The sequence below is a fragment of the Bradyrhizobium sp. Pha-3 genome, from assembly GCF_042258615.1.
In the GTDB taxonomy this organism is placed as follows: Bacteria; Pseudomonadota; Alphaproteobacteria; order Rhizobiales; family Xanthobacteraceae; genus Bradyrhizobium.
In genome coordinates, this window is the sequence record NZ_CP170152.1 from 8,061,081 (window position 1) to 8,082,545 (window position 21,465).

The 21,465-nt window shown below is 64.6% G+C and carries 22 protein-coding genes; 14 read left to right on the plus strand and 8 right to left on the minus strand.

What is annotated here, in order from left to right:
- The first annotated feature begins 33 nt into the window (after nucleotides 1-33).
- Entirely contained in the window at nucleotides 34-1,233 is a 1,200-nt protein-coding gene (locus ACE10Z_RS37665; RefSeq protein WP_375785215.1) for a hypothetical protein, read from the plus strand.
- A gap of 71 nt (nucleotides 1,234-1,304) precedes the next feature.
- On the opposite strand, the gene ACE10Z_RS37670 is transcribed toward ACE10Z_RS37665, so the two are convergent.
- On the minus strand, nucleotides 1,305-1,784 hold the full coding sequence (locus tag ACE10Z_RS37670; RefSeq protein WP_029081984.1) for an Lrp/AsnC family transcriptional regulator: 480 nt from the start codon (nucleotides 1,782-1,784) through the stop codon (nucleotides 1,305-1,307).
- A 283-nt stretch (nucleotides 1,785-2,067) separates the two neighbouring features.
- On the opposite strand from ACE10Z_RS37670, the gene trxB reads away from it, so the two are divergent.
- The 3 genes from trxB (at nucleotide 2,068) to dapA (ending at nucleotide 5,414) form a co-directional block, all read left to right on the plus strand.
- Nucleotides 2,068-3,033 carry a thioredoxin-disulfide reductase gene (trxB, locus tag ACE10Z_RS37675; RefSeq protein WP_375785216.1) on the plus strand — a complete coding sequence of 322 codons (966 nt, stop codon included), beginning with the start codon at nucleotides 2,068-2,070 and terminating at the stop codon, nucleotides 3,031-3,033.
- 2 nt (nucleotides 3,034-3,035) lie between these two features.
- Nucleotides 3,036-3,956, plus strand: coding sequence for a LysR family transcriptional regulator (locus tag ACE10Z_RS37680; protein WP_029081982.1), 921 nt, complete (start codon nucleotides 3,036-3,038; stop codon nucleotides 3,954-3,956).
- 543 nt (nucleotides 3,957-4,499) lie between these two features.
- Nucleotides 4,500-5,414 carry a 4-hydroxy-tetrahydrodipicolinate synthase gene (dapA, locus tag ACE10Z_RS37685; protein WP_375785217.1) on the plus strand — a complete coding sequence of 305 codons (915 nt, stop codon included), beginning with the start codon at nucleotides 4,500-4,502 and terminating at the stop codon, nucleotides 5,412-5,414.
- An 80-nt stretch (nucleotides 5,415-5,494) separates the two neighbouring features.
- Here dapA and ACE10Z_RS37690 read toward each other — a convergent pair whose 3' ends face one another.
- Nucleotides 5,495-7,888, minus strand: a complete 2,394-nt coding sequence (locus ACE10Z_RS37690) for a heavy metal translocating P-type ATPase (protein ID WP_375785218.1) — start codon at nucleotides 7,886-7,888, stop codon at nucleotides 5,495-5,497.
- A gap of 65 nt (nucleotides 7,889-7,953) precedes the next feature.
- Between ACE10Z_RS37690 and ACE10Z_RS37695 the strand changes: the two genes are divergently transcribed.
- Nucleotides 7,954-8,229, plus strand: a complete 276-nt coding sequence (locus ACE10Z_RS37695) for a metal-sensitive transcriptional regulator (protein WP_097671571.1) — start codon at nucleotides 7,954-7,956, stop codon at nucleotides 8,227-8,229.
- A 192-nt stretch (nucleotides 8,230-8,421) separates the two neighbouring features.
- On the opposite strand, the gene ychF is transcribed toward ACE10Z_RS37695, so the two are convergent.
- The 4 genes from ychF to ACE10Z_RS37715 form a co-directional block, all read right to left on the minus strand.
- Entirely contained in the window at nucleotides 8,422-9,519 is a 1,098-nt protein-coding gene (ychF, locus tag ACE10Z_RS37700) for a redox-regulated ATPase YchF (protein WP_375785219.1), read from the minus strand.
- 130 nt (nucleotides 9,520-9,649) lie between these two features.
- The gene (pth, locus tag ACE10Z_RS37705) at nucleotides 9,650-10,255 is read right to left on the minus strand and encodes an aminoacyl-tRNA hydrolase (RefSeq protein ID WP_375785220.1); all 606 of its coding nucleotides are present in this window, start codon (nucleotides 10,253-10,255) and stop codon (nucleotides 9,650-9,652) included.
- 55 nt (nucleotides 10,256-10,310) lie between these two features.
- Nucleotides 10,311-11,033 carry a 50S ribosomal protein L25/general stress protein Ctc gene (locus tag ACE10Z_RS37710; RefSeq protein ID WP_375785221.1) on the minus strand — a complete coding sequence of 241 codons (723 nt, stop codon included), beginning with the start codon at nucleotides 11,031-11,033 and terminating at the stop codon, nucleotides 10,311-10,313.
- Between the two features lie 265 nt (nucleotides 11,034-11,298).
- Nucleotides 11,299-11,568, minus strand: a complete 270-nt coding sequence (locus ACE10Z_RS37715; protein WP_375790021.1) for an accessory factor UbiK family protein — start codon at nucleotides 11,566-11,568, stop codon at nucleotides 11,299-11,301.
- 177 nt (nucleotides 11,569-11,745) lie between these two features.
- Here ACE10Z_RS37715 and ACE10Z_RS37720 point away from each other — a divergent pair, with 177 nt between their 5' ends.
- The 9 genes from ACE10Z_RS37720 (at nucleotide 11,746) to ACE10Z_RS37760 (ending at nucleotide 19,811) form a co-directional block, all read left to right on the plus strand.
- Nucleotides 11,746-12,477, plus strand: coding sequence for a dienelactone hydrolase family protein (locus ACE10Z_RS37720; protein WP_375785222.1), 732 nt, complete (start codon nucleotides 11,746-11,748; stop codon nucleotides 12,475-12,477).
- A 16-nt stretch (nucleotides 12,478-12,493) separates the two neighbouring features.
- A complete protein-coding gene (locus ACE10Z_RS37725) occupies nucleotides 12,494-12,985 on the plus strand; it encodes a GNAT family N-acetyltransferase (protein ID WP_375785223.1) in 492 nt (163 codons plus the stop codon).
- 5 nt (nucleotides 12,986-12,990) lie between these two features.
- The gene (lgt, locus tag ACE10Z_RS37730) at nucleotides 12,991-13,833 is read left to right on the plus strand and encodes a prolipoprotein diacylglyceryl transferase (protein ID WP_375785224.1); all 843 of its coding nucleotides are present in this window, start codon (nucleotides 12,991-12,993) and stop codon (nucleotides 13,831-13,833) included.
- Between the two features lie 84 nt (nucleotides 13,834-13,917).
- Nucleotides 13,918-14,976, plus strand: a complete 1,059-nt coding sequence (locus tag ACE10Z_RS37735) for a class I SAM-dependent methyltransferase (protein WP_375790022.1) — start codon at nucleotides 13,918-13,920, stop codon at nucleotides 14,974-14,976.
- Nucleotides 14,973-15,740, plus strand: a complete 768-nt coding sequence (gene pgeF, locus ACE10Z_RS37740; protein ID WP_375785225.1) for a peptidoglycan editing factor PgeF — start codon at nucleotides 14,973-14,975, stop codon at nucleotides 15,738-15,740. The genes ACE10Z_RS37735 and pgeF overlap by 4 nt, the downstream gene beginning before the upstream one ends.
- Before the next feature lie 74 nt (nucleotides 15,741-15,814).
- Complete coding sequence (locus ACE10Z_RS37745; protein ID WP_375785226.1) at nucleotides 15,815-16,747, plus strand: MerR family transcriptional regulator; 933 nt, start codon at nucleotides 15,815-15,817, stop codon at nucleotides 16,745-16,747.
- 107 nt (nucleotides 16,748-16,854) lie between these two features.
- Entirely contained in the window at nucleotides 16,855-17,463 is a 609-nt protein-coding gene (locus ACE10Z_RS37750) for a hypothetical protein (RefSeq protein WP_375785227.1), read from the plus strand.
- A gap of 178 nt (nucleotides 17,464-17,641) precedes the next feature.
- Nucleotides 17,642-18,595, plus strand: coding sequence for a ribose-phosphate pyrophosphokinase (locus ACE10Z_RS37755; protein ID WP_171948021.1), 954 nt, complete (start codon nucleotides 17,642-17,644; stop codon nucleotides 18,593-18,595).
- A 178-nt stretch (nucleotides 18,596-18,773) separates the two neighbouring features.
- Nucleotides 18,774-19,811: an IS110 family transposase gene (locus tag ACE10Z_RS37760; protein ID WP_375784156.1), complete on the plus strand. Its 1,038-nt coding sequence runs from the start codon at nucleotides 18,774-18,776 to the stop codon at nucleotides 19,809-19,811.
- A 308-nt stretch (nucleotides 19,812-20,119) separates the two neighbouring features.
- Here ACE10Z_RS37760 and ACE10Z_RS37765 read toward each other — a convergent pair whose 3' ends face one another.
- Together ACE10Z_RS37765 and ACE10Z_RS37770 are read right to left on the minus strand one after the other, a co-directional pair.
- On the minus strand, nucleotides 20,120-20,926 hold the full coding sequence (locus ACE10Z_RS37765; protein ID WP_375785228.1) for an SDR family NAD(P)-dependent oxidoreductase: 807 nt from the start codon (nucleotides 20,924-20,926) through the stop codon (nucleotides 20,120-20,122).
- Nucleotides 20,927-21,002: 76 nt separating this feature from the next.
- Nucleotides 21,003-21,464, minus strand: a complete 462-nt coding sequence (locus ACE10Z_RS37770; protein ID WP_375785229.1) for a carbon monoxide dehydrogenase subunit G — start codon at nucleotides 21,462-21,464, stop codon at nucleotides 21,003-21,005.
- Between the last annotated feature and the right edge of the window lies 1 nt (nucleotide 21,465).

Consider the following 21,465-nt stretch of genomic DNA (forward strand, 5'->3'; position numbering starts at 1 on the left):
CAACCAATGTCCATGCAGATTTCGAGTTGCTAGATGATTCGGCGACGGCACGTCTTCCACGTTGGCGGTTACGATCCCATCACTCCGGAACAGCAGGTCGAACGCCTGCGCCGCTCGCTCTCGAGCTTCGACAAGATTTGGGGCGCTTCTTCACGGCTGTCGGAAATCTCGAACACATCGGCAATCGATGCGTCATGCAACGTGGAGGCGTGGGGTCCAAACTGGAAAACCTGCATCACCTTCGAGATGCTGCGCTGGGATGATCTCATTCGGTGCGATTCGAAAGTCGGGCTCGTGCCTCGTCTCGTGCAGTCCGTGAAAGCGCTGTTCGACTTCATCATCACGGGAACATTGTTTAGATATGCGATCGCGAGCTGGAAGTACGCCCTCTTCTTCGTCTTTCCCTATTGCAGTTTGCTGCTGATCGCATTGTGCAGCGCTGGGCTATCCTATCTGGTGATCAGGCCCTTGCACGCCACACTTTGGGTAGGGTTGCCGCTTGGCATTCTTCTGTCGCTTGCCATTTTCGTCGGCGCGCTGCTCTGGATTGGACCGAAGCGTCGGATAAACCATATTCTCGATGATGCCATTTTCTCCCACAAGTTCCTTTACGGGCGCAGAAGCGAGCTTGATGCGCGACTCGACGATTTTGCAGGCCTGATCGCAAAGAGAGCTCAGGCCGCAGACGTTGACGAAATTCTGATTGTTGGCCATTCCCTTGGCGCCGCACTCACAATAGCGGCGGTCGCGCGCGCGCTAAAATTGGATCCCCTGCTTGAAACGCGCGGACCGAAGCTGTGCATTCTCACAGTGGGCGCCACTATTCCGAAATTCGCATTGCATCCGATGGGCGGCCAAATACGGGAAGCGGCACAACTTGTGGCCGGATCGTCTGCCATCGACTGGGTTGAATACCAGGCACGAGACGACGCGATCAGCTTCTACCGCTTCGACCCCGTCACGCTGAAACGTACCAGCCGGGACTATTCGGGAGAGCACCCGAAGATCCGGCGCGTCCAAATACATTCGATGATAAGTCCGATCCGCTTCAGACGTCATCGATTCAACTTCATGCAGATCCACTATCAGTTCTTGATGGGAAACGATCAGCGCTCGGTTTACGACTATTGCATGATTACTTGCGGACCGCTCGAGTTCGACGTCGCGACTTCACCATCCGGGGCAGTTGGACTATTCGAGGCAAACGGTTCGGTGATGACTGCCCGAAGTTGACGAGGAGCCTCTTCACCCCAGCTCAAACATCGGATGCCGGCGCATCGCCCGAAACGACGCGCCAGGGCGCGCTACCCCGCCGCCTTCAGCCCCAACGGCACTGCCGCCTCGTATTTCGAATTGTGCAGCACCAGCGACGTCCTCACGTTGCGCACATGCGGCGCGGCCGTCAGGTGGGTGACGAAATCCTGGAAGGTCGCCATGTCGGGGGCGACGCATTTGAGGATGAAATCGACTTCGCCGGACAGCATCCAGCATTCCCGCACCAGCGGCTCGGCGCGCACGAAATTCTCGAAGGCGCGGAGGTCGGCGTCGGCTTGGCTCGACAGATGCACCGAGGCAAACACCGTGACGTCGTAGCCGAGGCGGCGCGGATCGAGCAGGCCGCGGTAGCCCTGGATGTAACCCTCCTCTTCCAGCGCCCGGACCCTGCGCAGGCAGGGCGGTGGCGAGATCCCGACGCGTTTGGCGAGTTCCACATTGGTGATTCGGCCATCGGCCTGGATCTCGGCGAGGATTTTGAGGTCGATCTCGTCAAGGTTCTTCGACACGCGACTTGGGTTCCCTACGGGTTCGGAAGGCTTGGCAGGTCTGCCGGCAACTCTCATAGCGCAGCCAGCCGGCATTGCGCAATTTTATTGCGCGTGCAGCGCATGATTTCGCTAATGTGACTTCAGTTCCGGGGAAAAATCGCTGCCATGGATTGCAAATCTTGCATAGCTTCCCAGATGTCCTAGACTTGGATTTGACACTTTCGGCGCCGCCGTGACGCGTTTCCGGGGCGCTTCCCGCACAAGCCCTTGATCAAAATCCCCAAAACAGAGGGATCCCAAAATGCCCGCGCCTACCCATGCCAAGGTCGTCATCATCGGGTCCGGCCCCGCCGGTTACACCGCAGCGATCTACGCGGCGCGCGCGATGCTCGAACCGATCCTGATCCAGGGCATTCAGCCGGGCGGGCAGCTCACCATCACCACCGACGTCGAGAACTATCCCGGCTTCGCCGACGTGATCCAGGGCCCCTGGCTGATGGAGCAGATGGAGAAGCAGGCGGCCCATGTCGGCACCACGATCGTCACCGATCTCGTCAACAAGCTGGAACTCGGCCAGCGCCCGTTCCGTCTGACCTGCGATTCCGGCGACGTCTATCTCGCCGAGACGGTCATCCTCGCCACCGGCGCGCAAGCGCGCTGGCTCGGACTACCCTCCGAGGAGAAATTCCAGGGCGGCGGCGTGTCGGCCTGCGCGACCTGCGACGGCTTCTTCTACCGCGGCAAGGACGTCGTGGTGGTCGGCGGCGGCAACACCGCGGTCGAGGAAGCGCTGTACCTGACCAATCATGCCTCGCAGGTCACCATCGTGCATCGCCGCGATCACTTCCGCGCCGAGCGCATCCTGCAGGAGCGGCTGTTCAAGCATCCCAAGATCAAGGTGGTGTGGGACTCCGCGATCGACGAGATCTGCGGATCGGAGAACCCGAACAAGGTCACCCATGTGCGGCTGAAGAACGTCAAGACCGGCGCGCTGACCAACCTCAAGACCGACGGCGTCTTCATCGCGATCGGCCATGCACCGGCGACAGAGCTCGTCAAAGGCCAGATCAAGCTGAAACCGTCGGGCTATGTCGAGGTGGCGCCGAACTCCACGGCGACCTCGATGCCCGGCCTGTTCGCCGCCGGTGACGTGGCGGATGAAACCTTTCGGCAGGCGGTCACCGCCGCCGGTCTCGGCTGCATGGCAGCGCTCGAGGCCGAACGCTTCATTGCTCTTCGCGCGAGTGATCGCGCAGCGGCGGAATGATCATGGCACGCTCTCGCGACGGATTTACGGATATGGATTGGGACAAGCTGAAGGTCTTTCACGCGGCGGCGGAAGCTGGCAGCTTCACGCATGCCGGCGAGCAACTCGGCCTGTCGCAATCGGCGGTCTCCCGCCAGGTCAGCGCACTGGAGCAGGAGCTCTCGGTGTCGCTGTTTCACCGCCATGCCCGCGGCCTGATCCTCACCGAACAGGGCGACCTGCTGTTCCGCACCGCGCATGACGTCTTCATGCAGTTGCAGGCGGCCCGCGCAAAGCTCACCGACAGCCGCGAGCGGCCGAGCGGTGACCTCAAGATCACGACGCCGCCGGCGCTCGGCATCAACTGGCTGATCCCGCGGCTCGACGAGTTCGTCGCGCTCTATCCAGACATCCGGATTTCGCTGATCGTCACCGACGAGGATCTCGACCTGTCGATGCGCGAGGCGGACGTTGCGATCCGCACCCGCAAGCCGACCCAGCCGGACCTGATCCAGCGCAAGCTGTTCTCGATCGGCTTCCATGCCTATTGCTCGCCGGAATACATCAAGCGCTTCGGCACGCCGCGGACGCTGGATGATCTCGACTCGCACCGCATCATCATGCTCGGCGACTCGCAGGTGCCGCCGCATCTGCAGAACCGCAGCTGGCTGATCGATGCCGGCCGCAACGGCTCCGGCCCGCGCGAACCCTACTTCAAGGTCAACAACATTCTTGGCCTGGTGCGCGCCTGCCAGCAGGGCCTCGGCATCGCCGCGCTGCCGGACTATCTGGTCGAACAGAACAACCTCGTGCAGCTGTTCGGCGAGTCCGACTCGATCGCGCTCGACACCTACTTCGTCTATCCGGAAGAGTTGAAGACAGTGGCCCGGGTGCAGGTGTTCCGCGACTTCGTGGTCAGCAAGGCGCAGCGTTGGCCGTCCTGATTAAGCCGCCCTTATAGGGCTGGCTTATAGGCTTTCCGCGCTGCCCCAAGAGGCCCCTGAATCTCCATCTCCGCATGACTGACATGCGACCTGGATAGTTGCTGCAGGACGACGATGGGGATCATAGTGTTGACACGCTGAGCGGTCGCGTCGCGCATATGTCCCCCTCCTCCAGTGGCGCGGAAGTTCAGTAATCCCTCTTGGAAGGTGATTGTGTCGGCCTCACGTGGCCAATACCTTAAGCCGGGCTCGCTCGAGCCCGGCTTTTTTTCATCTCAATGTCTTTTCACTTCGATGTCGCGCTCAAACGTGCCGCACGTCACGGTCAGCATGTGCATTGACAACAACCTCGCAGCGCAGCATCATTATCCCATGATCACGACTTCGTGCGCCGTTCTCTCGTCCAAAAAAGCTCCCCTCCAGGGGACACGAGATCGCGCGCGATAAGATCACCTTCGCATTCAACCGATCCCGAAACCCCGCCGCTTGGACGGGGTTTTTTGTTGGTCCCGTCTCCGGCTTTGCCCCCTTAGGAGATGGAACATGACTGAGCTACACCAGCAATTGCAGGGCCTCTGGCTGCCCCTGATCACACCGTTCCGCGACGGCGAACTCGACGTCACCTCGCTACGCCGCCTCGTGCGACACTATGCCAGCGGCCCCGTCGACGGGTTCATCCTCGGTGCAACTTCCGGTGAAGGCATGGCGCTCAGCACCGATGAGCTGGAGGGGCTGGTCAGCGTCGTGCTCGACGAACTCAGTGCCAACTCCCGCCATTTGCCGGTCTGCCTCGGGCTCTCCGGCGCCTCTACGGCCAGGATGAAGGATGCGCTGGATGATACGGCCGACTGGCCGATCAACGGCTACCTGATCGCGAGCCCTTACTACATCAGACCCTCGCAGCGCGGGCTCGTGCAGCACTTCAATGCGCTGGCCGATCACGCGTCGTGGCCGGTCGTGCTCTACAACATTCCCTATCGCACGGCGGTCAACCTGACCAATGAGACGCTGCTGGCGCTTGCGGAACATCCCAACATCGCCGGTATGAAGGATTGCTGCGCCGACCGCGCGCAATCGATCGACTTCCTCAACCGCCGGCCCGCCGACTTCCGCGTGCTGACCGGCGAAGACGCGCAGACCTTCGATGCGCTCTCGGACGGCGCCGACGGCGCGATCCTGCTCTCCGCGCATCTGCAAACAGACACGTTCGCTTCGATCCGCACATTGCTGAAGCAGGGCAAGCGCGACGCGGCACTCGCGGCCTGGCAGAGTGTCGTCGGCCTGACCCGGCTGTTGTTCGCGGAACCGAGCCCCGCGCCGGCCAAGCACTGGCTGTGGCGGCAAGGGCTGATCGACAGCCCAGAGGTGCGGCTGCCGATGGTCGAAGTGAGCGAGGATCTCGCAACCTGGCTCGATGCCGAGATGGAGCGCCGCGCGCAGTTGCTGCTGCCGGCGTGATCTTCGTAGCCCGGATGCAGCCAACGGGGCGCGCGTTCGCGCGACCCGTTGGCTTCATCCGGGCTACCGATCTCGTCGGCTCAATCCAGCTTCACCCTCGAAAGCCTGAGCGCGTTGCCGATCACGCTGACCGAAGACAGCGCCATCGCGGCGGCGCCGACCATCGGCGACAGCAGGATGCCGAACAGCGGATACAGCACGCCGGCCGCGATCGGCACGCCGGCGGCGTTGTAGACGAACGCGAACGCCAGGTTCTGGCGAATATTGCGCATGGTTGCGACCGACAGTCGCCGCGCCCGGACCAGGCCCATCAGGTCACCGGTAAGCAGTGTGATGCCGGCGCTCTCGATCGCGACATCGGTGCCGCCGCCCATCGCAATGCCGACATCGGCCGCGGCGAGCGCCGGCGCATCATTGACGCCATCGCCTGCCATCGCGACGATGCGGCCTTCGCCGCGCAGCCGCTGCACGACCTCGCTCTTGCGCTCCGGCAGCACGCCGGCCTCGACCTCGTCGATGCCGAGCGTCTTCGCCACCGCACGCGCGGTGGTCTCATTGTCGCCGGTCAGCATCACGATGCGCAGGCCCTCAGTGCGCAGCGCCTGCAGCGCGCTGGCCGCCGACGGCTTGACCGGATCGGCAATCGCAATCACGCCGGCGATGCGGCCGTCGACCGCGACATGGATCGCCGTCGCGCCGTCGCGCCGCGCGGCCTCGGCGGCCTGGTCCAGCGCCGACGTGGCGATCTTCAACTCGCCCATCAGCACGGCATTGCCGAGCGCAATCTGCCTGCCTTCGACCGTACCGGTCGCGCCCTTGCCGGAGGGCGAAGCAAAGTTGCTGACGGCGGAAGATGCGAGCTTGCGCTCCCTCGCCGACGCGATGATCGCCTGCGCCAGCGGATGCTCGCTGCCTTGCTCGACACTGGCGGCAAGGCGCAGCAGATCGCTCTCGTCGACCCCCTCGGCGGCGATGATGCGCACGACCTTCGGCTTGCCCTCGGTGAGCGTGCCGGTCTTGTCGATGACAAGCGTGTCGATCGCTTCCATCCGCTCCAGCGCCTGCGCGTCGCGGATCAGGATGCCGGAATGCGCGCCACGGCCGACACCGACCATGATCGACATCGGCGTGGCCAGCCCCAGCGCGCACGGGCAGGCGATGATCAGCACCGTGACCGCGGCGACCAGCGCAAAGGTCAGGCGCGGCTCGGGGCCGAACACCGTCCAGGCGATGAAGGCGAGCGCGGCCGCGGCGATCACTGCCGGCACGAACCAGCCGGCGACGCGGTCGGCGAGCCGCTGGATCGGCGCGCGCGAGCGCTGCGCCTTCGCCACCATGTCGACGATGCGCGACAGCATGGTGTCGCGGCCGACCTTCTCGGCGCGCATCACGAGGCCGCCGCTCCGGTTGACGGTGCCGCCGATCACCCGCTCACCCTCGGCCTTCGTGACCGGCATCGATTCACCCGTCACCATGGATTCATCGATGACCGCGCTGCCCTCGATGACGACACCATCGACCGGCACCTTCTCGCCGGGGCGCACGCGCAAGCGGTCGCCGACCTTGATCGCGTCGATGTCGATGTCCTCGTCACCGTGATCGGTGATGCGCCGCGCGGTCTTCGGCGCGAGACCAAGCAGCGCGCGGATCGCGCCCGAGGTCTGCGCCCGGGCGCGTAGCTCCAGCACCTGGCCGAGCAGCACCAGTACCGTGATCACGGCCGCCGCCTCGAAATACACCGCGACCGAACCATGCATGTCGCGGAAGGCCGGCGGGAACAGCTGCGGCGCCAACGTCGCGACGACGCTGTAGAGATAGGCGACGCCGACGCCCATCGCGATCAGCGTAAACATGTTGAGATTGCGCGTGACGAGCGACTGCCAGCCGCGCACGAAGAACGGCGCGCCGGCCCACAGCACGACGGGCGTCGCCAGCACGAACGAGATCCAGTTCGACCAGGTCGGCGGCACCAGATGCATCAGCCCGAGATGGCTGCCCATCTCCAGCACGAACACCGGCAAGGTCAGCGCGAGCGCGATCCAGAATCGCCTGGTCATGTCGATCAATTCGGGATCCGGCCCATCATCGAGCGAGATCTGCTCCGGCTCCAGCGCCATGCCGCAGATCGGACAGCTGCCGGGACCGACCTGGCGCACCTCAGGATGCATCGGGCAGGTGTAGATCGTGCCGGCCGGCATTGGCGGCTCCGCCTCGCGCGGCTTGAGGTACTTGTCCGGCTCGGCCTCGAAACGCTCGCGGCAGCGGCCGCTGCAGAACAAATACTCCTCCCCGTTGTGGCTGAAGCGGTGCTTGGCGGTCGCCGGATTGACCTTCATGCCGCAGACCGGATCGATCGCGAACGCTGCTTCCGCCGGCGTCGTGTCGCGACCATGCTTGCCGCCGCAGCAGGAATGCGCGGCCGCGCCATGATGGTGGTGATCCGCGTGCGAATGGTCGTGCTCTGCGTGTGCCACGAAACTCTTCCCGGCCGGTATCCCGGCCTCTTGATTTGTATACCCTAGGGGGGTATATGAGACTTATGAGAGACGACGTCAAGACATCCTGTTTAAAACGGCTCAAACGGATCGAGGGTCAGATCCGCGGGTTGGCCGCCATGGTCGAGGAAGACCGCTATTGCATCGACGTGGTGACGCAGATCGCTGCGGCGCGCGCGGCTCTCCGCCGCGTCGAGGAAGAGGTCCTACGCGATCATGTGGCCCATTGCGTCGAGCATGCGATCTCGTCCGGCGACAAGGCCGACCAGCGGCGCAAGATCGCCGAACTGATGGATGTGATCGGCCGCGCGGATAGGTGAGCGCTCTTTGGCTGCACCCCGTCCACACATTCAGTGTCGTCCCTGCGAAAGCAGGGACCCATAAACACAGCAGCCGGCAATAAGAGGACGCTGGGGCTCCAGCCCCATCAATCACTAAGATTGGTGGTTGGGTCCCGGGTCGCGCTTCGCTTGCCCGGGACGACGAATGGAGGAACCGAAGCTGGACCGCGATCAGGTATTGAAGCGGAAATGCATGACGTCGCCGTCGGCGACGACGTAGTCCTTACCTTCAAGCCGCAGCTTGCCGGCATCGCGGGCGCCGGCTTCGCCGTTGCCGGCAATGTAGTCGTCATACGCGATGGTCTCGGCGCGGATGAAGCCCTTTTCGAAATCGGTATGGATCACGCCGGCGGCGGCAGGCGCCTTGGTGCCGCGGTCGATGGTCCAGGCGCGCGCTTCCTTCGGGCCGACGGTGAAATAGGTGATGAGGTCGAGCAGCTGGTAGCCGGCGCGGATCAGTCGGTCGAGCCCGGCCTCTTCGAGGCCCAGCGTCTCCAGGAACTCGGCGCGCTCGGCGCGCGACAGCGTCGCGATCTCGGATTCGATCTTGGCCGAGATCACCACCGCGACCGCGCCTTCCTTCTTGGCTTGCTCGAACACCGCCTTGGAGAAATTGTTGCCGTCCTTGGCCGAGCCTTCCTCGACATTGCAGACGTAGAGCACGGGCTTCGAGGTGAGGAGCCCGAGCATGCGGAACGCGCGCTCCTCCTCCGGCTTGCGCTCGAGCGCACGCGCCGGCTTGCCGTCCCGCAGCAGCACCAGCGCGCGGTTGACGAGTTCGAGCTGCTCCTTGGCTTCCTTGTCGTTGCCCTTGGCCTTCTTCGAGAGGTTGTCGACGCGCTTCTCGAGGCTGTCGAGGTCGGACAGCATCAGCTCGGTCTCAATGGTTTCGATGTCGGCGAGCGGCGCGATCTTGCCTTCGACATGGGTGATGTCGGAATCCTCGAAGCAGCGCACCACATGGGCGATCGCGTCGACCTCGCGGATGTTGGCGAGGAACTGGTTGCCGAGGCCTTCGCCCTGCGAGGCGCCGCGCACCAGGCCCGCGATATCGACGAAGGTCAGCCGGGTCGGGATGATCTGCGCGGACTTCGCGACCGCCGACAGCTTCTCCAGCCGCGGATCGGGCACCGCCACCTCGCCGACATTCGGCTCGATGGTACAGAACGGATAGTTCGCCGCCTGGGCGGCCGCCGTCTCGGTCAGCGCATTGAACAGCGTCGACTTGCCGACGTTAGGCAGCCCGACGATCCCGCATTTGAATCCCATGTTCGTCCCGATCTCTCGCGCTCACACTGCGCGGCTGAACTGAGTGAGGTCGTCATACGCGGGCTTGACCCGCGTATCCATCCCACTTGAAAGAATGGATCGCCGGGTCGAGCCCGGCGATGACGAGGGTCTACTTCGGCCCCTCGTCCTTGGTGTCGAAAAATCCCTTGGCCTGCATCGTCAGATGCACCTTGTTGGCGAACGAGGCGTCGTGCCCCGCAGCCAGCAGGCCGGCATTGTCGGCGACGGCCTGGCACAAGGCCTCCACCCACGCCCGGTCGCTCTTGGCGAAGTCCGACAGCACGTGGCTGTGCACGAGCTCCTTGACGCCGGGATGACCGATCCCGAGCCGCACCCGCCGATATTCGTTGCCGATATGTGCGGAGATCGAGCGCAGCCCGTTATGGCCGGCGATCCCGCCGCCGATCTTGACCCGCACCTTGGCGGGCGACAGTTCGAGCTCGTCCTGGAACACGGTGATGTCGGTGGGGGCGAGCTTGAAGAAGTTCGCCGCTTCCTGCACCGCGCGCCCGGACTCGTTCATGTAGGTGGTCGGCTTCAACAGCACGACCTTCTCACGATCGACCACGCCTTCGGACGTCTCGCCCTGAAAGCGACGGCGCCATGGTGCGAAACCATGACGCCGTGCAATCTCGTCGACCGCCAGAAAACCGATATTGTGCCGGTTACTGGCGTATTTCGCGCCAGGATTACCGAGACCGACAAAAAGGCGCATGGCGCGGCATCCCACGTCGGCGCGCCATCAGACGATCGCGCGCCGACCTGATCGATTACTTCTTCTTGTCGCCACCGCCGGCGGGAGCCTTGGCACCCGCGGCCGGAGCCGCAGCACCCGCAGCCGGAGCCGCCGCGGCCGGAGCTGCAGCACCCGCGGCCGGAGCAGCGCCACCAGCAGCCGCCGCAGCTGCGGCCTTCTGCTCTTCGGCGTAGCCGGACGGCGGCACGATGGTGACCAGCGTCGCGTCCTCGCGGGTCAGCGACTTCACGCCCTTGGGCAGCGTGACCTCGGAGAGATGCAGCGAGTAGCTGATCTCGAGGCTGCCGACGTCGACTTCGATGTATTGCGGAATGTTGTCGACCGCGCACTCGAGGTCGAGCGCGTGGGTGACGATGTTCACGGTGCCGCCGCGCTTGATGCCGGGGGCGGTTTCCGCGTTCACGACGTGCAGCGGCACGCTGACGCGGATGGTCGCGCCTTCGCCGAGCCGCATGAAGTCAACATGGAGCGGGAAGTCCTTCACCGGGTCGAGGTGGAAGTCGCGCGGAATCACGCGGTGCTTCTTGCCCTCGAGGTCGATGTCATAGATCGTGGTCAGGAACCGGCCCGCCAGGATGCGCTGGCGCAGTTCACGATCGTCGACCGAGATGGTGACGGGGGGCTGGTTGTCTCCGTAGATCACTCCGGGAACTCTCCCGGCGCGACGCTCTGCCCGGGCGGCCCCCTTGCCGCTCTTCGGACGCGCGGTCGCCTTCAATTCCTTGACGGTCGCCATAGCGTTAAGTCCTTGTATTTAAAAAGTTAAAGGCCGCAGCGCGGCCCATGCTCAGGTCCACAGCAAGCCTCCAGGGGTGCGGGGGCCGCGGACGTGGCGGGCTTTTAGCCCCAAAGGGCCGAAATGACAAGGAAATGAAGGGATTTTTCTTGCTCGGCCCCAGCCGAGCGTAGCCCGGATGGAGCGAAGCGCAATCCGGGGACCATGACCACCCGTTGCCTCCGGATTTCGCTTGCGCTCCATCCGGGCTACGGGAGTCTATCTCTTAGCCCGTCGTCCCCGGCGCGACCCCGAGCTTGGCTTCCAGCGCGGCGATCCTCGCCTTCAGCGCCTCGTTCTCCTCGCGCGCCAGGCGGGCCATGTCCTTGACCGCGTCAAATTCCTCGCGCTTGACCACATCGAGGTCGCGCAGGATCCGTTCAGCCTGGTTGCGCATGACCGTGTCGACCTCACGCTTGACGCCCTGGGCTGCGCCCGCGGCATCGTTCATCAGACGGCCGATCTCATCGAAAAACCGGTTGCTGGTCTGGGTCATCTCGCAAAACTCTCCGCGTTCACTGGCTAGCCAGAAGACAATGGCGACGTCCGCCATCCGGTTCAAGTCCGCCGCGAATGGCTGACCTTACGGGCACTTGCCTTGTCATGCTCCGGTTTCCTTGCAATCGTATGAACTCACAACAGAAATCGCACACATAACGCGAGCAGAAACGCCATGATCGAGCAGACCGTCGAGATCCCGACCAAGGACGGCAAGACCACTACCTTCATCACCCATCCCGAGCGCGGCGGCCCCTTCCCTATCGTCATCTTCTATATGGATGCGCCTGCCATCCGCGAGGAGCTGCGCGACATGGCGCGCCGGCTCGGCACCTCGGGCTATTATGTGATGCTGCCCAATATGTATTACCGCGCCGGCGTGATGGAGCTCGGCCCGATCAATCCCGATCCGGAATCGCCCGAGCGCAAGCGGATGTTCGAGCTGATGCATTCGCTCAACATCCCGCTGGTCATGGAAGACACCAAGGGCCTGCTCGCCTACGCCGAGACCCAGAAGGCCGCCAACACCAAAATCATCGGCACCGTCGGATATTGCATGAGCGGCCGCTATGCGGTGAACGCGGCGACGCATTTTGGCGATCGCGTCAAGGCCGCCGCCTCGGTTTACGGCACGCATCTGGCGACCGACCAGCCCGACAGCCCGCATCTCGCCGCGCAGAAGACCAAGGCCGAGCTCTATTTCGCCTGCGCCGAGACCGACATCTACGCGCCGGCGGAGATCATCGAGCAGGTGAAGGCGGGCATGAAGGGTTCGAACAACGAGGTCGAGATCTATCCCGGCACCCATCATGGGTTCGCCTTTCCCAAGCGCCCCGTCTACGACCGCGACGCCGCCGAACGCCATTGGGAGCGGCTGCTCGCGCTGTATCGCCGCAACCTGGTCTGAGGCCCGAAGCACGGGGATGGCGGAAGCCGCGCGCATTCGAGACTACCGAAGTTCCGACGCCTATGAGGTGAACCGGCTTGCGGTGACCGCTTTCGAGCAATTCCGCGACGCCTTCGACGACTGGCCGGCGATGCACGCCGGACTTTCAAGAACCTCCGAATTGAGCTCCGGCGGCGAGATCATCGTCGCCGAGCTCGGTAACCGGCTGGCCGGCGCGGTCGGCTATTTTGGGCCCGGCGTCAAAAAGGCCGCATTCTTCGATCAGGCATGGCCGGTCATTCGCATGCTGGTGGTCGACCCCGTCGACAGAGGCAAGGGACTCGGGCATGCGTTGACGTCGGAATGCCTCGCCAGGGCGCGGCGCGACCGGTGCGGGACCATTGCGCTTCACACGAGCCCCATCATGACGGTCGCCTTGCCGATGTATCTCAGGATGGGCTTCAGCAAGGTGCATGACGCTCCGCCCATTCATGGCGTGCCCTACGCCGTCTACACGAAAGCGCTCTGATCCCGATGCCGTTTCTGCTGATCGACTTTCCGGTGTTCAACCCCGTCGCGCTTGCGCTCGGGCCGATCGTGATCCGCTGGTATGCGCTGGCCTATATCGTCGGCATCGTGCTGGGCTGGATCTACGCCCGCTCGCTGATCAAGAAGGAGCGGCTGTGGGGCGGCCCGGCGCCGATCACGCTGCCGCAGCTCGACGATTTCATCCTCTGGGTCACCATCGGCATCATCGTCGGCGGCCGCACCGGCTATGTGCTGTTCTACAACCTGCCCTTCTTCATCGCGCATCCGTCCGAGATCCTGGAACTGTGGAAGGGCGGCATGTCGTTCCACGGCGGCTTCCTCGGCTGCGTCGCCGCGGTGATGCTGTTTGCCCGCCGCAACAACATTCCGATCCTGTCGCTCGGCGACATCACCACTGCGGTGGCGCCGATCGGGCTGTTCCTCGGCCGGCTCGCCAATTTCATCAACAGTGAATTGTGGGGCCGCCACGCCGATCCGGGCCTGCCCTGGGCCATGATCTTCCCCAATGGCGGACCGCTGCCGCGCCATCCGAGCCAGCTCTACGAGGCCGGGCTCGAGGGCATCGTGCTGTTCACGGCATTGGCGATCATGATCCGGATGGGCGCGCTCAAGCGGCCCGGCCTGATCCTCGGCAGCTTCATCACGATCTACGGCATTGCCCGGATCATCGGCGAGCATTTCAGGGAGCCCGATCCGCAGCTCGGATTCCTGTGGGGCGGATTAACCATGGGGATGCTGCTGTCGGTGCCAATGATCATTGTGGGCGCTATCATCATCACGGCCGCCATTCGCCGCAGGGCGAACGGGCCGGCGCCGCGTTCAACGTAAGGCAAGTGCAATCCAAGGAAGGCCGTGAGCGAACCCTCCCCACTGCTGGATGAGATCAGGAAGCTGATCAAGCTGTCCGGGCCGATGCCGGTCTGGCGCTACATGGAATTGTGCCTGATGCATCCGCGCTACGGCTACTATTTGTCGCGCGATCCGCTCGGCCGCGAGGGCGACTTCACCACGGCGCCCGAGGTGAGCCAGATGTTCGGCGAACTGCTCGGGCTGTGGAGCGCCTCGATCTGGCGCGCGATCGGGTCGCCGGACACGCTTCGCCTGATCGAGCTCGGGCCCGGCCGCGGCACCATGATGTCGGATGCGCTGCGTGCGCTGCGCGTGCTGCCGCCGCTGTACCAGTCGCTCAGCATCCACCTCGTCGAGGTCAATCCGGTGCTGCGCGAGAAGCAGCACGCCACGCTGACCGGCGTGCGCAACATCACTTGGCACGACAGCATCGACGACGTGCCGGAGGGACCGGCGGTGATCCTCGCCAACGAATATTTCGACGTGCTGCCGATCCACCAGATGGTGCGCCGCGAGACCGGCTGGCACGAGCGCACGGTCGGGATGGATGCCAACGGCAATCTGTATTTCGCGCCCGCCGCCGAGCCGACACCGCATTTCGAGGTGCTGCTGCCGCCGCTGGTGCGCGCCGCCCCGCTCGGCGCGGTGTTCGAATGGCGGCCCGACAGCGAGATCATGAAGCTCGCAACGCGCCTGCGCGACCAGGACGGCGCCGCGCTGATCATCGACTACGGCCATCTGCGCAGCGACGCCGGCGACACCTTGCAGGCGATCGCGCGCCACAGCTTCGCCGACCCGCTGAAGAATCCGGGACAGGCCGACATCACGGCGCATGTCGATTTCCAGGCCCTGGCGCGGGCGGCCGAGGACGTCGGCGCGCGCGTCCACGGGCCGGCGACGCAGGGCGACTTCCTCAAGCGCCTCGGCGTCGAGGCCCGTGCCGCCGGACTGATGGCGAAAGCCCCACCCGAGGTCTCCGCCGACATTGCCGGCGCGCTGAAGCGCCTGACCGATTCCGGACGCGGCGGGATGGGCTCGATGTTCAAGGTCATGGCCATCTCCGACCCGCGCCTCACCTCGATCGCTGGCCTCAGCGATCAGCCTGACGAGACCGAACAATGACATTGGGATCACCGCTGCTGTCGGCCATTCCGGGCCTGCGCCACGCCTTCTTCTCGCGCGAGGGCGGTGTCTCCGAGGGTATCTATGCCGGCCTCAACGGCGGGCTCGGCTCGCGCGACGATCCGGCCAAGGTCGCGGAGAACCGGCGCAGGATGGCGGAGCAGCTCGGCGTGCCGTCCGATCACCTGATCAGCGTGCATCAGGTGCATTCGCCCGACGTCGTAGCCGTAACCGGCCCATGGAATGGCGCCGCGCGCCCGAAGGCGGACGCGCTGGTCACACGCACCGAAGGGCTTGCGATCTCGGTCACGACGGCCGACTGCGGCCCGATCCTGTTCGTCGACCCCAGTGCACGGGTGATCGGCGCGGCGCATGCCGGCTGGAAGGGCGCGCTGACCGGCGTGCTGGAATCCACTATCGATGCGATGGAGAAACTCGGCGCCGAGCGCGGCGGCATCGTCGCTGCCATCGGCCCGCTGATCCGCAAGGAATCCTACGAGGTCGGACGTGAATTCGTCGAACGCTTCATCGAGGCCGATGCGGAGAACGGCATGTTCTTCATGCCCGCCGAACGCGACGGCCACGCGATGTTCGATCTCGCCGGCTTCATCCGGATGCGGTTGGAAAATGCCGGCGTGCTGATGATCGACGATCTCTGCATCGACACCTATTCCGACGAGCGCTGCTTCAGCTACCGCCGCTCGGTGCACCGCAAGGAAGCCGATTACGGCCGGCTCGTTCACGCCATCGCGCTGGAAGGCTGACGCCGGGCGTCATCTTCATTTTTATGCGACAAGCGTCTTGACTCTCCACCTGCTGGAGACCGGACAAGCGGCGCATGACACAACGCACCTACAGCATCGGCGAGGCGGCGCGGCTCAGCGGAATGTCCGTCCGCAGGCTCCGCTTCTATGCGGACCAGGGGTTGCTGCCGCCGGCCGGCCGCACCGCGAGCGGCTATCGCGTCTTCACCGACGATGAACTGGTTCGCCTCGACCTGATCCGTTGCCTGCGCGATGCGGGGCTAGGTCTCGACGCCATCCGTGAGGTCCTGAGCAAGGAACTCTCGCTGGTCGAGGCGCTGAAGCTCCGTCTCGAGACGCTGGAAGCGGAGATCGCGGCCCAGCGCCGCGTCGCCTCGGCCCTGCGGGCTGCGTTGCGTTCACCGCAGCTCACCGAAGCAGATCTGAGGAGATTCCTGACCATGACGCAGCTATCCCGCACTGAGCGCCGCAACGTCGTCGAACGTTTTTTCGAGAAGGTGTCCGACGGCATCAACATCGACCGGAAATGGGTCCGGCAGATGATCGAGACGACGGTGCCCGAATTGCCCGACGAGCCGACACCCGAGCAATGCGATGCCTGGATCGAGCTGTCGTCGATCCTCAACGATCCCTCCTTCATCGCCAAAATGCGAGCGAACGCCAGCGACGCCTGGGACCGCGACGCCTTCGATATGAAGGCCTGCCAGGCTGCAAGCGACGCCATTGTGCGCGAGGCAAAGCAGGCGATCGACGACGGGCTCGAACCAACGTCTGACACCGGCAACGCGATCGCGCGACAATGGCTGGAAGCCTCGGCCCGATTGATGGGCCGGCAGCCCGACCTGGATTTCCGCAACTGGCTTCGCGCCAAATACGCCCAGCATGACGACCGCGCCGCACGCTATTGGGAGTTGGTCGCTATCATGCGGGGGCAGCGGCCCGACAGCAGCCCGAACCGGGAATGGGCCTGGATCGTCGACGCCATGCGGCATCATCTCGCTGACTGACGAGGAATTCGATCCTGTCCCTGCGCGGCGCTTGACCGGTCGACTGTTAAGCGCTGTGGCCGTCCTGCCCTAGACGTTAAGCCGTTTTAACGATATCGCAGGACGCAATGAGGGAAGCGTCAAACCACCAGTTTCAAACTGGGACAGTCGTGCGTGCCGCGATCGCAGCCACATGGCTGGCGATTGCGTCCGCACTTGGCGGATGCGCGGCCGGCGGCAACGTGGCCGACTCCTACGCAATGGCGACGCCTGCGAGCGGCGGCGCAACCGTCGCGTTCGAATCCATCGACGGTCCGCCGCCCCAGGTGTTCGACCGCATGGTCGGTGTGCTCGACAGCGAATCCAAGCTGCGCAGCCTGTCGATCGTGTCGCGCCAGGGCACCGCGGCCTATCGCGTGCGCAGCTACCTGTCGGCGCAGGTGGTGCGCGGCCGCACCATGATCGCGTGGGTGTGGGACGTCTACGACAGCAGCCAGCAACGGGCGCTCCGGCTGTCCGGCGAAGAGCCCGCCGGCAAGGCCGGCCGCGACGCCTGGGCCGCCGCCGACGATCTGGTGCTGCGCAAGATCGCCCAGGCCGGCCTCAGCGGCCTCTCCAGCATGATCAATGGCGGCCCGGCGCCCGCCCCGGCACCGGAGCTCCGTGGGCCAGCGATGGTGAGCGCCCCGGCCTCCGCCGCGCCCGAAACCGTGGCACTCAGCTATTCCGCCGACTAACCCCCGGAATCTCCCGGGGGAAGGCGTTTTTTGCCCAGGAAAACGTGGGTCGAAGCGCCTAATGGGTTGCCATCGGCGGCGCCTCCCTGATATTCCCTCGCGCACCGAAAACCCGCCGGTTCTGTAAGGACTTGAGATGCTGAACGTCGTATCCAGCAAGGCGCGGGGGGAAGCATCGATGTCGGCAAAGAACGGATCAATCAAGCTCGTCGCCGGCAACTCCAATCCTGCGCTGGCGCAGGACATCGCCAAGGGACTTGGCATCGAACTGACCAAGGCCGTGGTCCGGCGCTTCGCCGACATGGAGATCTTCGTCGAGATCCAGGAGAACGTCCGCGGTTCGGACATGTTCATCATTCAGTCGACGTCGTATCCGGCCAACGACAATCTGATGGAGCTTTTGATCATCACCGACGCGCTGCGCCGTTCGTCGGCGCGCCGCATCACCGCGGTGGTGCCCTATTTCGGCTACGCCAGGCAGGATCGCAGGTCCGGCTCGCGTACGCCGATCTCGGCCAAGCTCGTCGCCAACCTGATCTCGCATTCCGGCGTCGACCGCGTCATGACGCTCGACCTGCACGCCGGCCAGATCCAGGGCTTCTTCGACATCCCGACCGACAATTTGTTCGCTGCGCCCCTGATGGTGCGCGACATCCGGGAGAAGTTCGACCTCGCCAAGGTGATGGTGGTGTCGCCCGACGTCGGCGGCGTGGCGCGTGCCCGCGGCCTCGCCAAGCGCATCAACACCCCGCTTGCGATCGTCGACAAGCGCCGCGAGCGCCCCGGTGAGTCCGAGGTGATGAACGTGATCGGCGACGTCGCCGGCTACAACTGCATCCTGGTCGACGACATCGTGGACTCCGGCGGCACGCTGGTGAACGCGGCCGAGGCGCTGATCGCGCACGGCGCCAAGGAGGTTTCGGCCTACATCACCCACGGCGTGCTGTCCGGCGGCGCTGCCGCGCGAATTGCCTCGTCGCGGCTCAAGGAACTGGTCATCACCGACTCGATCCTGCCGACGGAAGCCGTCAACAAGGCGCCGAACATCCGCCAGATCTCGATCGCCGGCCTGATTGCCGAAGCGATCGGCCGCACTGCGGCGGAAGAGTCGGTCTCCAGCCTGTTCGACTAAGGTCCACTCTCGTCCCTGCGAAAGCAGGGACCCATAACCACAGTCCTTGGTCGTTGCGAAAGCTGTGGCTCCAGCGTTGTAAATCAATTCGCATTTGTGGTTGATGGTGTGGACGGCCCCCTACGGCATCAGTGTGCCAGAATGAGGTTGTTGCAAATCTCAGACAAAGGAGCCGTCCGTGGGAGAGATTATCCGCATTGGAATGGATACGTCGAAGCATATTTTTGTGCTGCATGGGGTTGATGCGGCGGAGCAGGTGGTGCTGCGCAAGAAGCTATCGCGCAAGCAAGTGCTGGAGTTCTTCGCCAAATTGCCGCCGACCGTGATCGGGATGGAGGCCTGCGGAGCTTCGCAGTATTGGGCGCGGGAGCTTGGCAAGCTCGGTCACGAGGTGAGGCTGATGGCCCCGCAATTGGTGAAGCCTTACGTGATGCGGAACAAGAATGACGGGCGCGATGCAGAAGGGCTATGTGAAGCGATGGACCGGCCGAACATGCGCTTTGTGCCGGTCAAGACGGCCGAGCAACAGGCCGCGCTGATGCTGGCGGGGCTGCGCGATGGATTGATCGCCCGGCGCACCCAGCTGAGCAACGCGATCCGCGGCTATGCGGCGGAGCTCGGCCTGATCGCGCCCAAGGGGCTCGACAAGATCGAGCCGCTGCTGGCGCGGATCGCGCAGGACGAGAGCTTGCCCACCATGGCGCGCGAGGTGTTTGCGGTGCAGGGACGCCAATACGCTGCTCTGCAAGCCGAGCTCAAGCAACTCGAGGTTAGGCTGATGGCCTGGCACCGCGCCGATGCGCTGAGCCGGCGTCTGGCGCAGATCCCATCCGTCGGCCCGATCACCGCAACACGGCTGGTGATGAAGACGCCCGATCCGCATGCGTTCCGCTCCGGCCGGCATTTTGCGGCCTGGCTCGGCCTCACACCGAAGGATCATTCCACCGGCGGCAAGACCAGGCTCGGCAAGATCACGCGGGCCGGTGACGAAGACCTGCGCCGCTTGTTCGTGGTTGGGGCGACTGCGGTCATCCAGCAGGTTCGGCGGGGCCGAGGCCATCCGTCGCGCTGGCTGCTGGCGCTGCTCAAGCGCAAGCCGCCGAAGCTGGCCGCCGTGGCGCTCGCCAACAAGGTTGCCCGCATCGCCTGGAAGCTGATGGCGACGGGCGAGAGTTACGATGCCGCGCGGCTCAATGCCATGGCGGCCGCCGCCTAACAGATTGGCCGGCCGGCGGGTTCGCCCACCAGCCGACCCGGAAGCTGCAAGAGCAGATGGAGCAATCGGTCGATCAACGATGCGAGACAGTCCGTGGGACCCATTGGCCGCCAACAGGTCGCGGGGTTGTTTGGAGCTCGCGTCGCGCAACCCATCTTGGCCAGCGACCATTGCGTGTCGCATCAACAGGCCGGACATATGGATGCAGCGATCCGATCTACTCAGAAAGCTCTTGTGCCACGGGGGCCGTCCACATATGGGTCCCGGCTCAAGGCCGGGACGACACTGAGTTTGCGGATGCCGCTTCCTCAAAACCCCGGCCGCGGCACGTGGCTCATCAGCGTCCGCGCATAGCCGCCGTCGACGATGATCTCCTCACCATTGACGTATGACGAGCGGTCGCTTGCCAGGAACAGGGTCGCGTCCGCCATGTCCTGCGGCGCACCGATCCGGCGCATCGGCACCACGGCGGTGCGCCGCTCGGTAACCCCCGGCGTATCGTAGAACGCCTGGCTCATCGGCGTGACGACGAGGCCGGGACTGACCACATTGCTGCGGATGCCGTGCGGCCCCCATTCGGCGGCGAGTTGCTGCGAGAGCATCACGACGGCGGCCTTGCTGACGCTGTAGGCGCCGCTCTGCCCCTGCGCGTTGCTGGCGGCGATCGAGGCAATATGGATGAGGCTGCCGCGCCCGGCCTTGCGCATCTGGCGGCCGAACGCCTGCGCGCAGATGAAATAACCGGTGAGATTGATCGCCAGCACCGCATTCCATTCGGCGAGCGGCAGCGTGTCGAGCCCGCCGGGGCGCAGCACCGCCGCGGTGTTGACGAGGATGTCGCAAGGACCAAGCGTGCGCGCGACGGCGTCGGCCGCCGCCGCGACGTCGTCCTCGCTGGTCGTGTCGCAGCTTGCGACGAGATGGCCGTCGCCGAACTCGCGAAGCTTTTCCTTGGTCTCCGCCAGCCCGCGCTCGTCGCGGTCGAGCGCGGCGACCTTGGCGCCGGCGCGCGCGAAGCTGACGGCGGTGGCGCGGCCGATGCCGCCGCCTCCGCCGGTGACGACGGCAACGCGGTCCGACAGGCCGAGCCAGTCGGAAGAGCCTTCCTTGGTCATGATCCGAGCACTCCCATCCGGTGTTTTTGTCACCGGGCAGCTTAGCCGAAGATGCGGTCAGACCAAGGCCGCCAGCTCAGACGCCGGCTGTCGCCGCTTGGGCTACGACCTCACCGAACGATTTGAAGAACTCGCCGGCAAGCTTCCTCGCAGTGGAATCAATCAACCGGCCGCCGAGCTGCGCCAGCCTGCCGCCGATTTGCGCTTCAACCGCATAGGTCAGAACGGTCACGTCCGATCCTTCCGATGCCAGTGTGACGAAGGCGCCGCCCTTGGCAAAGCCGGCGATGCCGCCGGAACCCTCGCCGGAGATCCGGTAGCTGTTCGGAGGATCAAGCTCGGATAGCGTCACTTTACCGCCGAAGGTCGCCTTCACCGGTCCCACCTTCAAGACGATCGTGGCGGTCATCTCAGTCGGAGAGGCCATTTCGAGCGACTGACAGCCGGGAATGCACCGTCTCAGAATCTCGGGATCGTTGAGCGCGGCCCACACCTTCTCCTTTGAGGACGGGATACGCTGGCTGTCGTTCATCTGCATC

What these genes read in the sequence shown, in the direction of transcription:
- ACE10Z_RS37665 (WP_375785215.1), top strand. Translation starts at nt 34, where the DNA reads ATGATTCGGCGACGGCACGTCTTCCACGTTGGCGGTTACGATCCCATC.
- trxB (WP_375785216.1), top strand. Translation starts at nt 2,068, where the DNA reads ATGCCCGCGCCTACCCATGCCAAGGTCGTCATCATCGGGTCCGGCCCC.
- ACE10Z_RS37680 (WP_029081982.1), top strand. Translation starts at nt 3,036, where the DNA reads ATGGCACGCTCTCGCGACGGATTTACGGATATGGATTGGGACAAGCTG.
- dapA (WP_375785217.1), top strand. Translation starts at nt 4,500, where the DNA reads ATGACTGAGCTACACCAGCAATTGCAGGGCCTCTGGCTGCCCCTGATC.
- ACE10Z_RS37695 (WP_097671571.1), top strand. Translation starts at nt 7,954, where the DNA reads ATGAGAGACGACGTCAAGACATCCTGTTTAAAACGGCTCAAACGGATC.
- ychF (WP_375785219.1), bottom strand. Translation starts at nt 9,519, where the DNA reads ATGGGATTCAAATGCGGGATCGTCGGGCTGCCTAACGTCGGCAAGTCG.
- pth (WP_375785220.1), bottom strand. Translation starts at nt 10,255, where the DNA reads ATGCGCCTTTTTGTCGGTCTCGGTAATCCTGGCGCGAAATACGCCAGT.
- ACE10Z_RS37710 (WP_375785221.1), bottom strand. Translation starts at nt 11,033, where the DNA reads ATGGCGACCGTCAAGGAATTGAAGGCGACCGCGCGTCCGAAGAGCGGC.
- ACE10Z_RS37715 (WP_375790021.1), bottom strand. Translation starts at nt 11,568, where the DNA reads ATGACCCAGACCAGCAACCGGTTTTTCGATGAGATCGGCCGTCTGATG.
- ACE10Z_RS37720 (WP_375785222.1), top strand. Translation starts at nt 11,746, where the DNA reads ATGATCGAGCAGACCGTCGAGATCCCGACCAAGGACGGCAAGACCACT.
- ACE10Z_RS37725 (WP_375785223.1), top strand. Translation starts at nt 12,494, where the DNA reads ATGGCGGAAGCCGCGCGCATTCGAGACTACCGAAGTTCCGACGCCTAT.
- lgt (WP_375785224.1), top strand. Translation starts at nt 12,991, where the DNA reads ATGCCGTTTCTGCTGATCGACTTTCCGGTGTTCAACCCCGTCGCGCTT.
- ACE10Z_RS37735 (WP_375790022.1), top strand. Translation starts at nt 13,918, where the DNA reads ATGCCGGTCTGGCGCTACATGGAATTGTGCCTGATGCATCCGCGCTAC.
- pgeF (WP_375785225.1), top strand. Translation starts at nt 14,973, where the DNA reads ATGACATTGGGATCACCGCTGCTGTCGGCCATTCCGGGCCTGCGCCAC.
- ACE10Z_RS37745 (WP_375785226.1), top strand. Translation starts at nt 15,815, where the DNA reads ATGACACAACGCACCTACAGCATCGGCGAGGCGGCGCGGCTCAGCGGA.
- ACE10Z_RS37750 (WP_375785227.1), top strand. Translation starts at nt 16,855, where the DNA reads ATGAGGGAAGCGTCAAACCACCAGTTTCAAACTGGGACAGTCGTGCGT.
- ACE10Z_RS37755 (WP_171948021.1), top strand. Translation starts at nt 17,642, where the DNA reads ATGTCGGCAAAGAACGGATCAATCAAGCTCGTCGCCGGCAACTCCAAT.
- ACE10Z_RS37765 (WP_375785228.1), bottom strand. Translation starts at nt 20,926, where the DNA reads ATGACCAAGGAAGGCTCTTCCGACTGGCTCGGCCTGTCGGACCGCGTT.
- ACE10Z_RS37770 (WP_375785229.1), bottom strand. Translation starts at nt 21,464, where the DNA reads ATGCAGATGAACGACAGCCAGCGTATCCCGTCCTCAAAGGAGAAGGTG.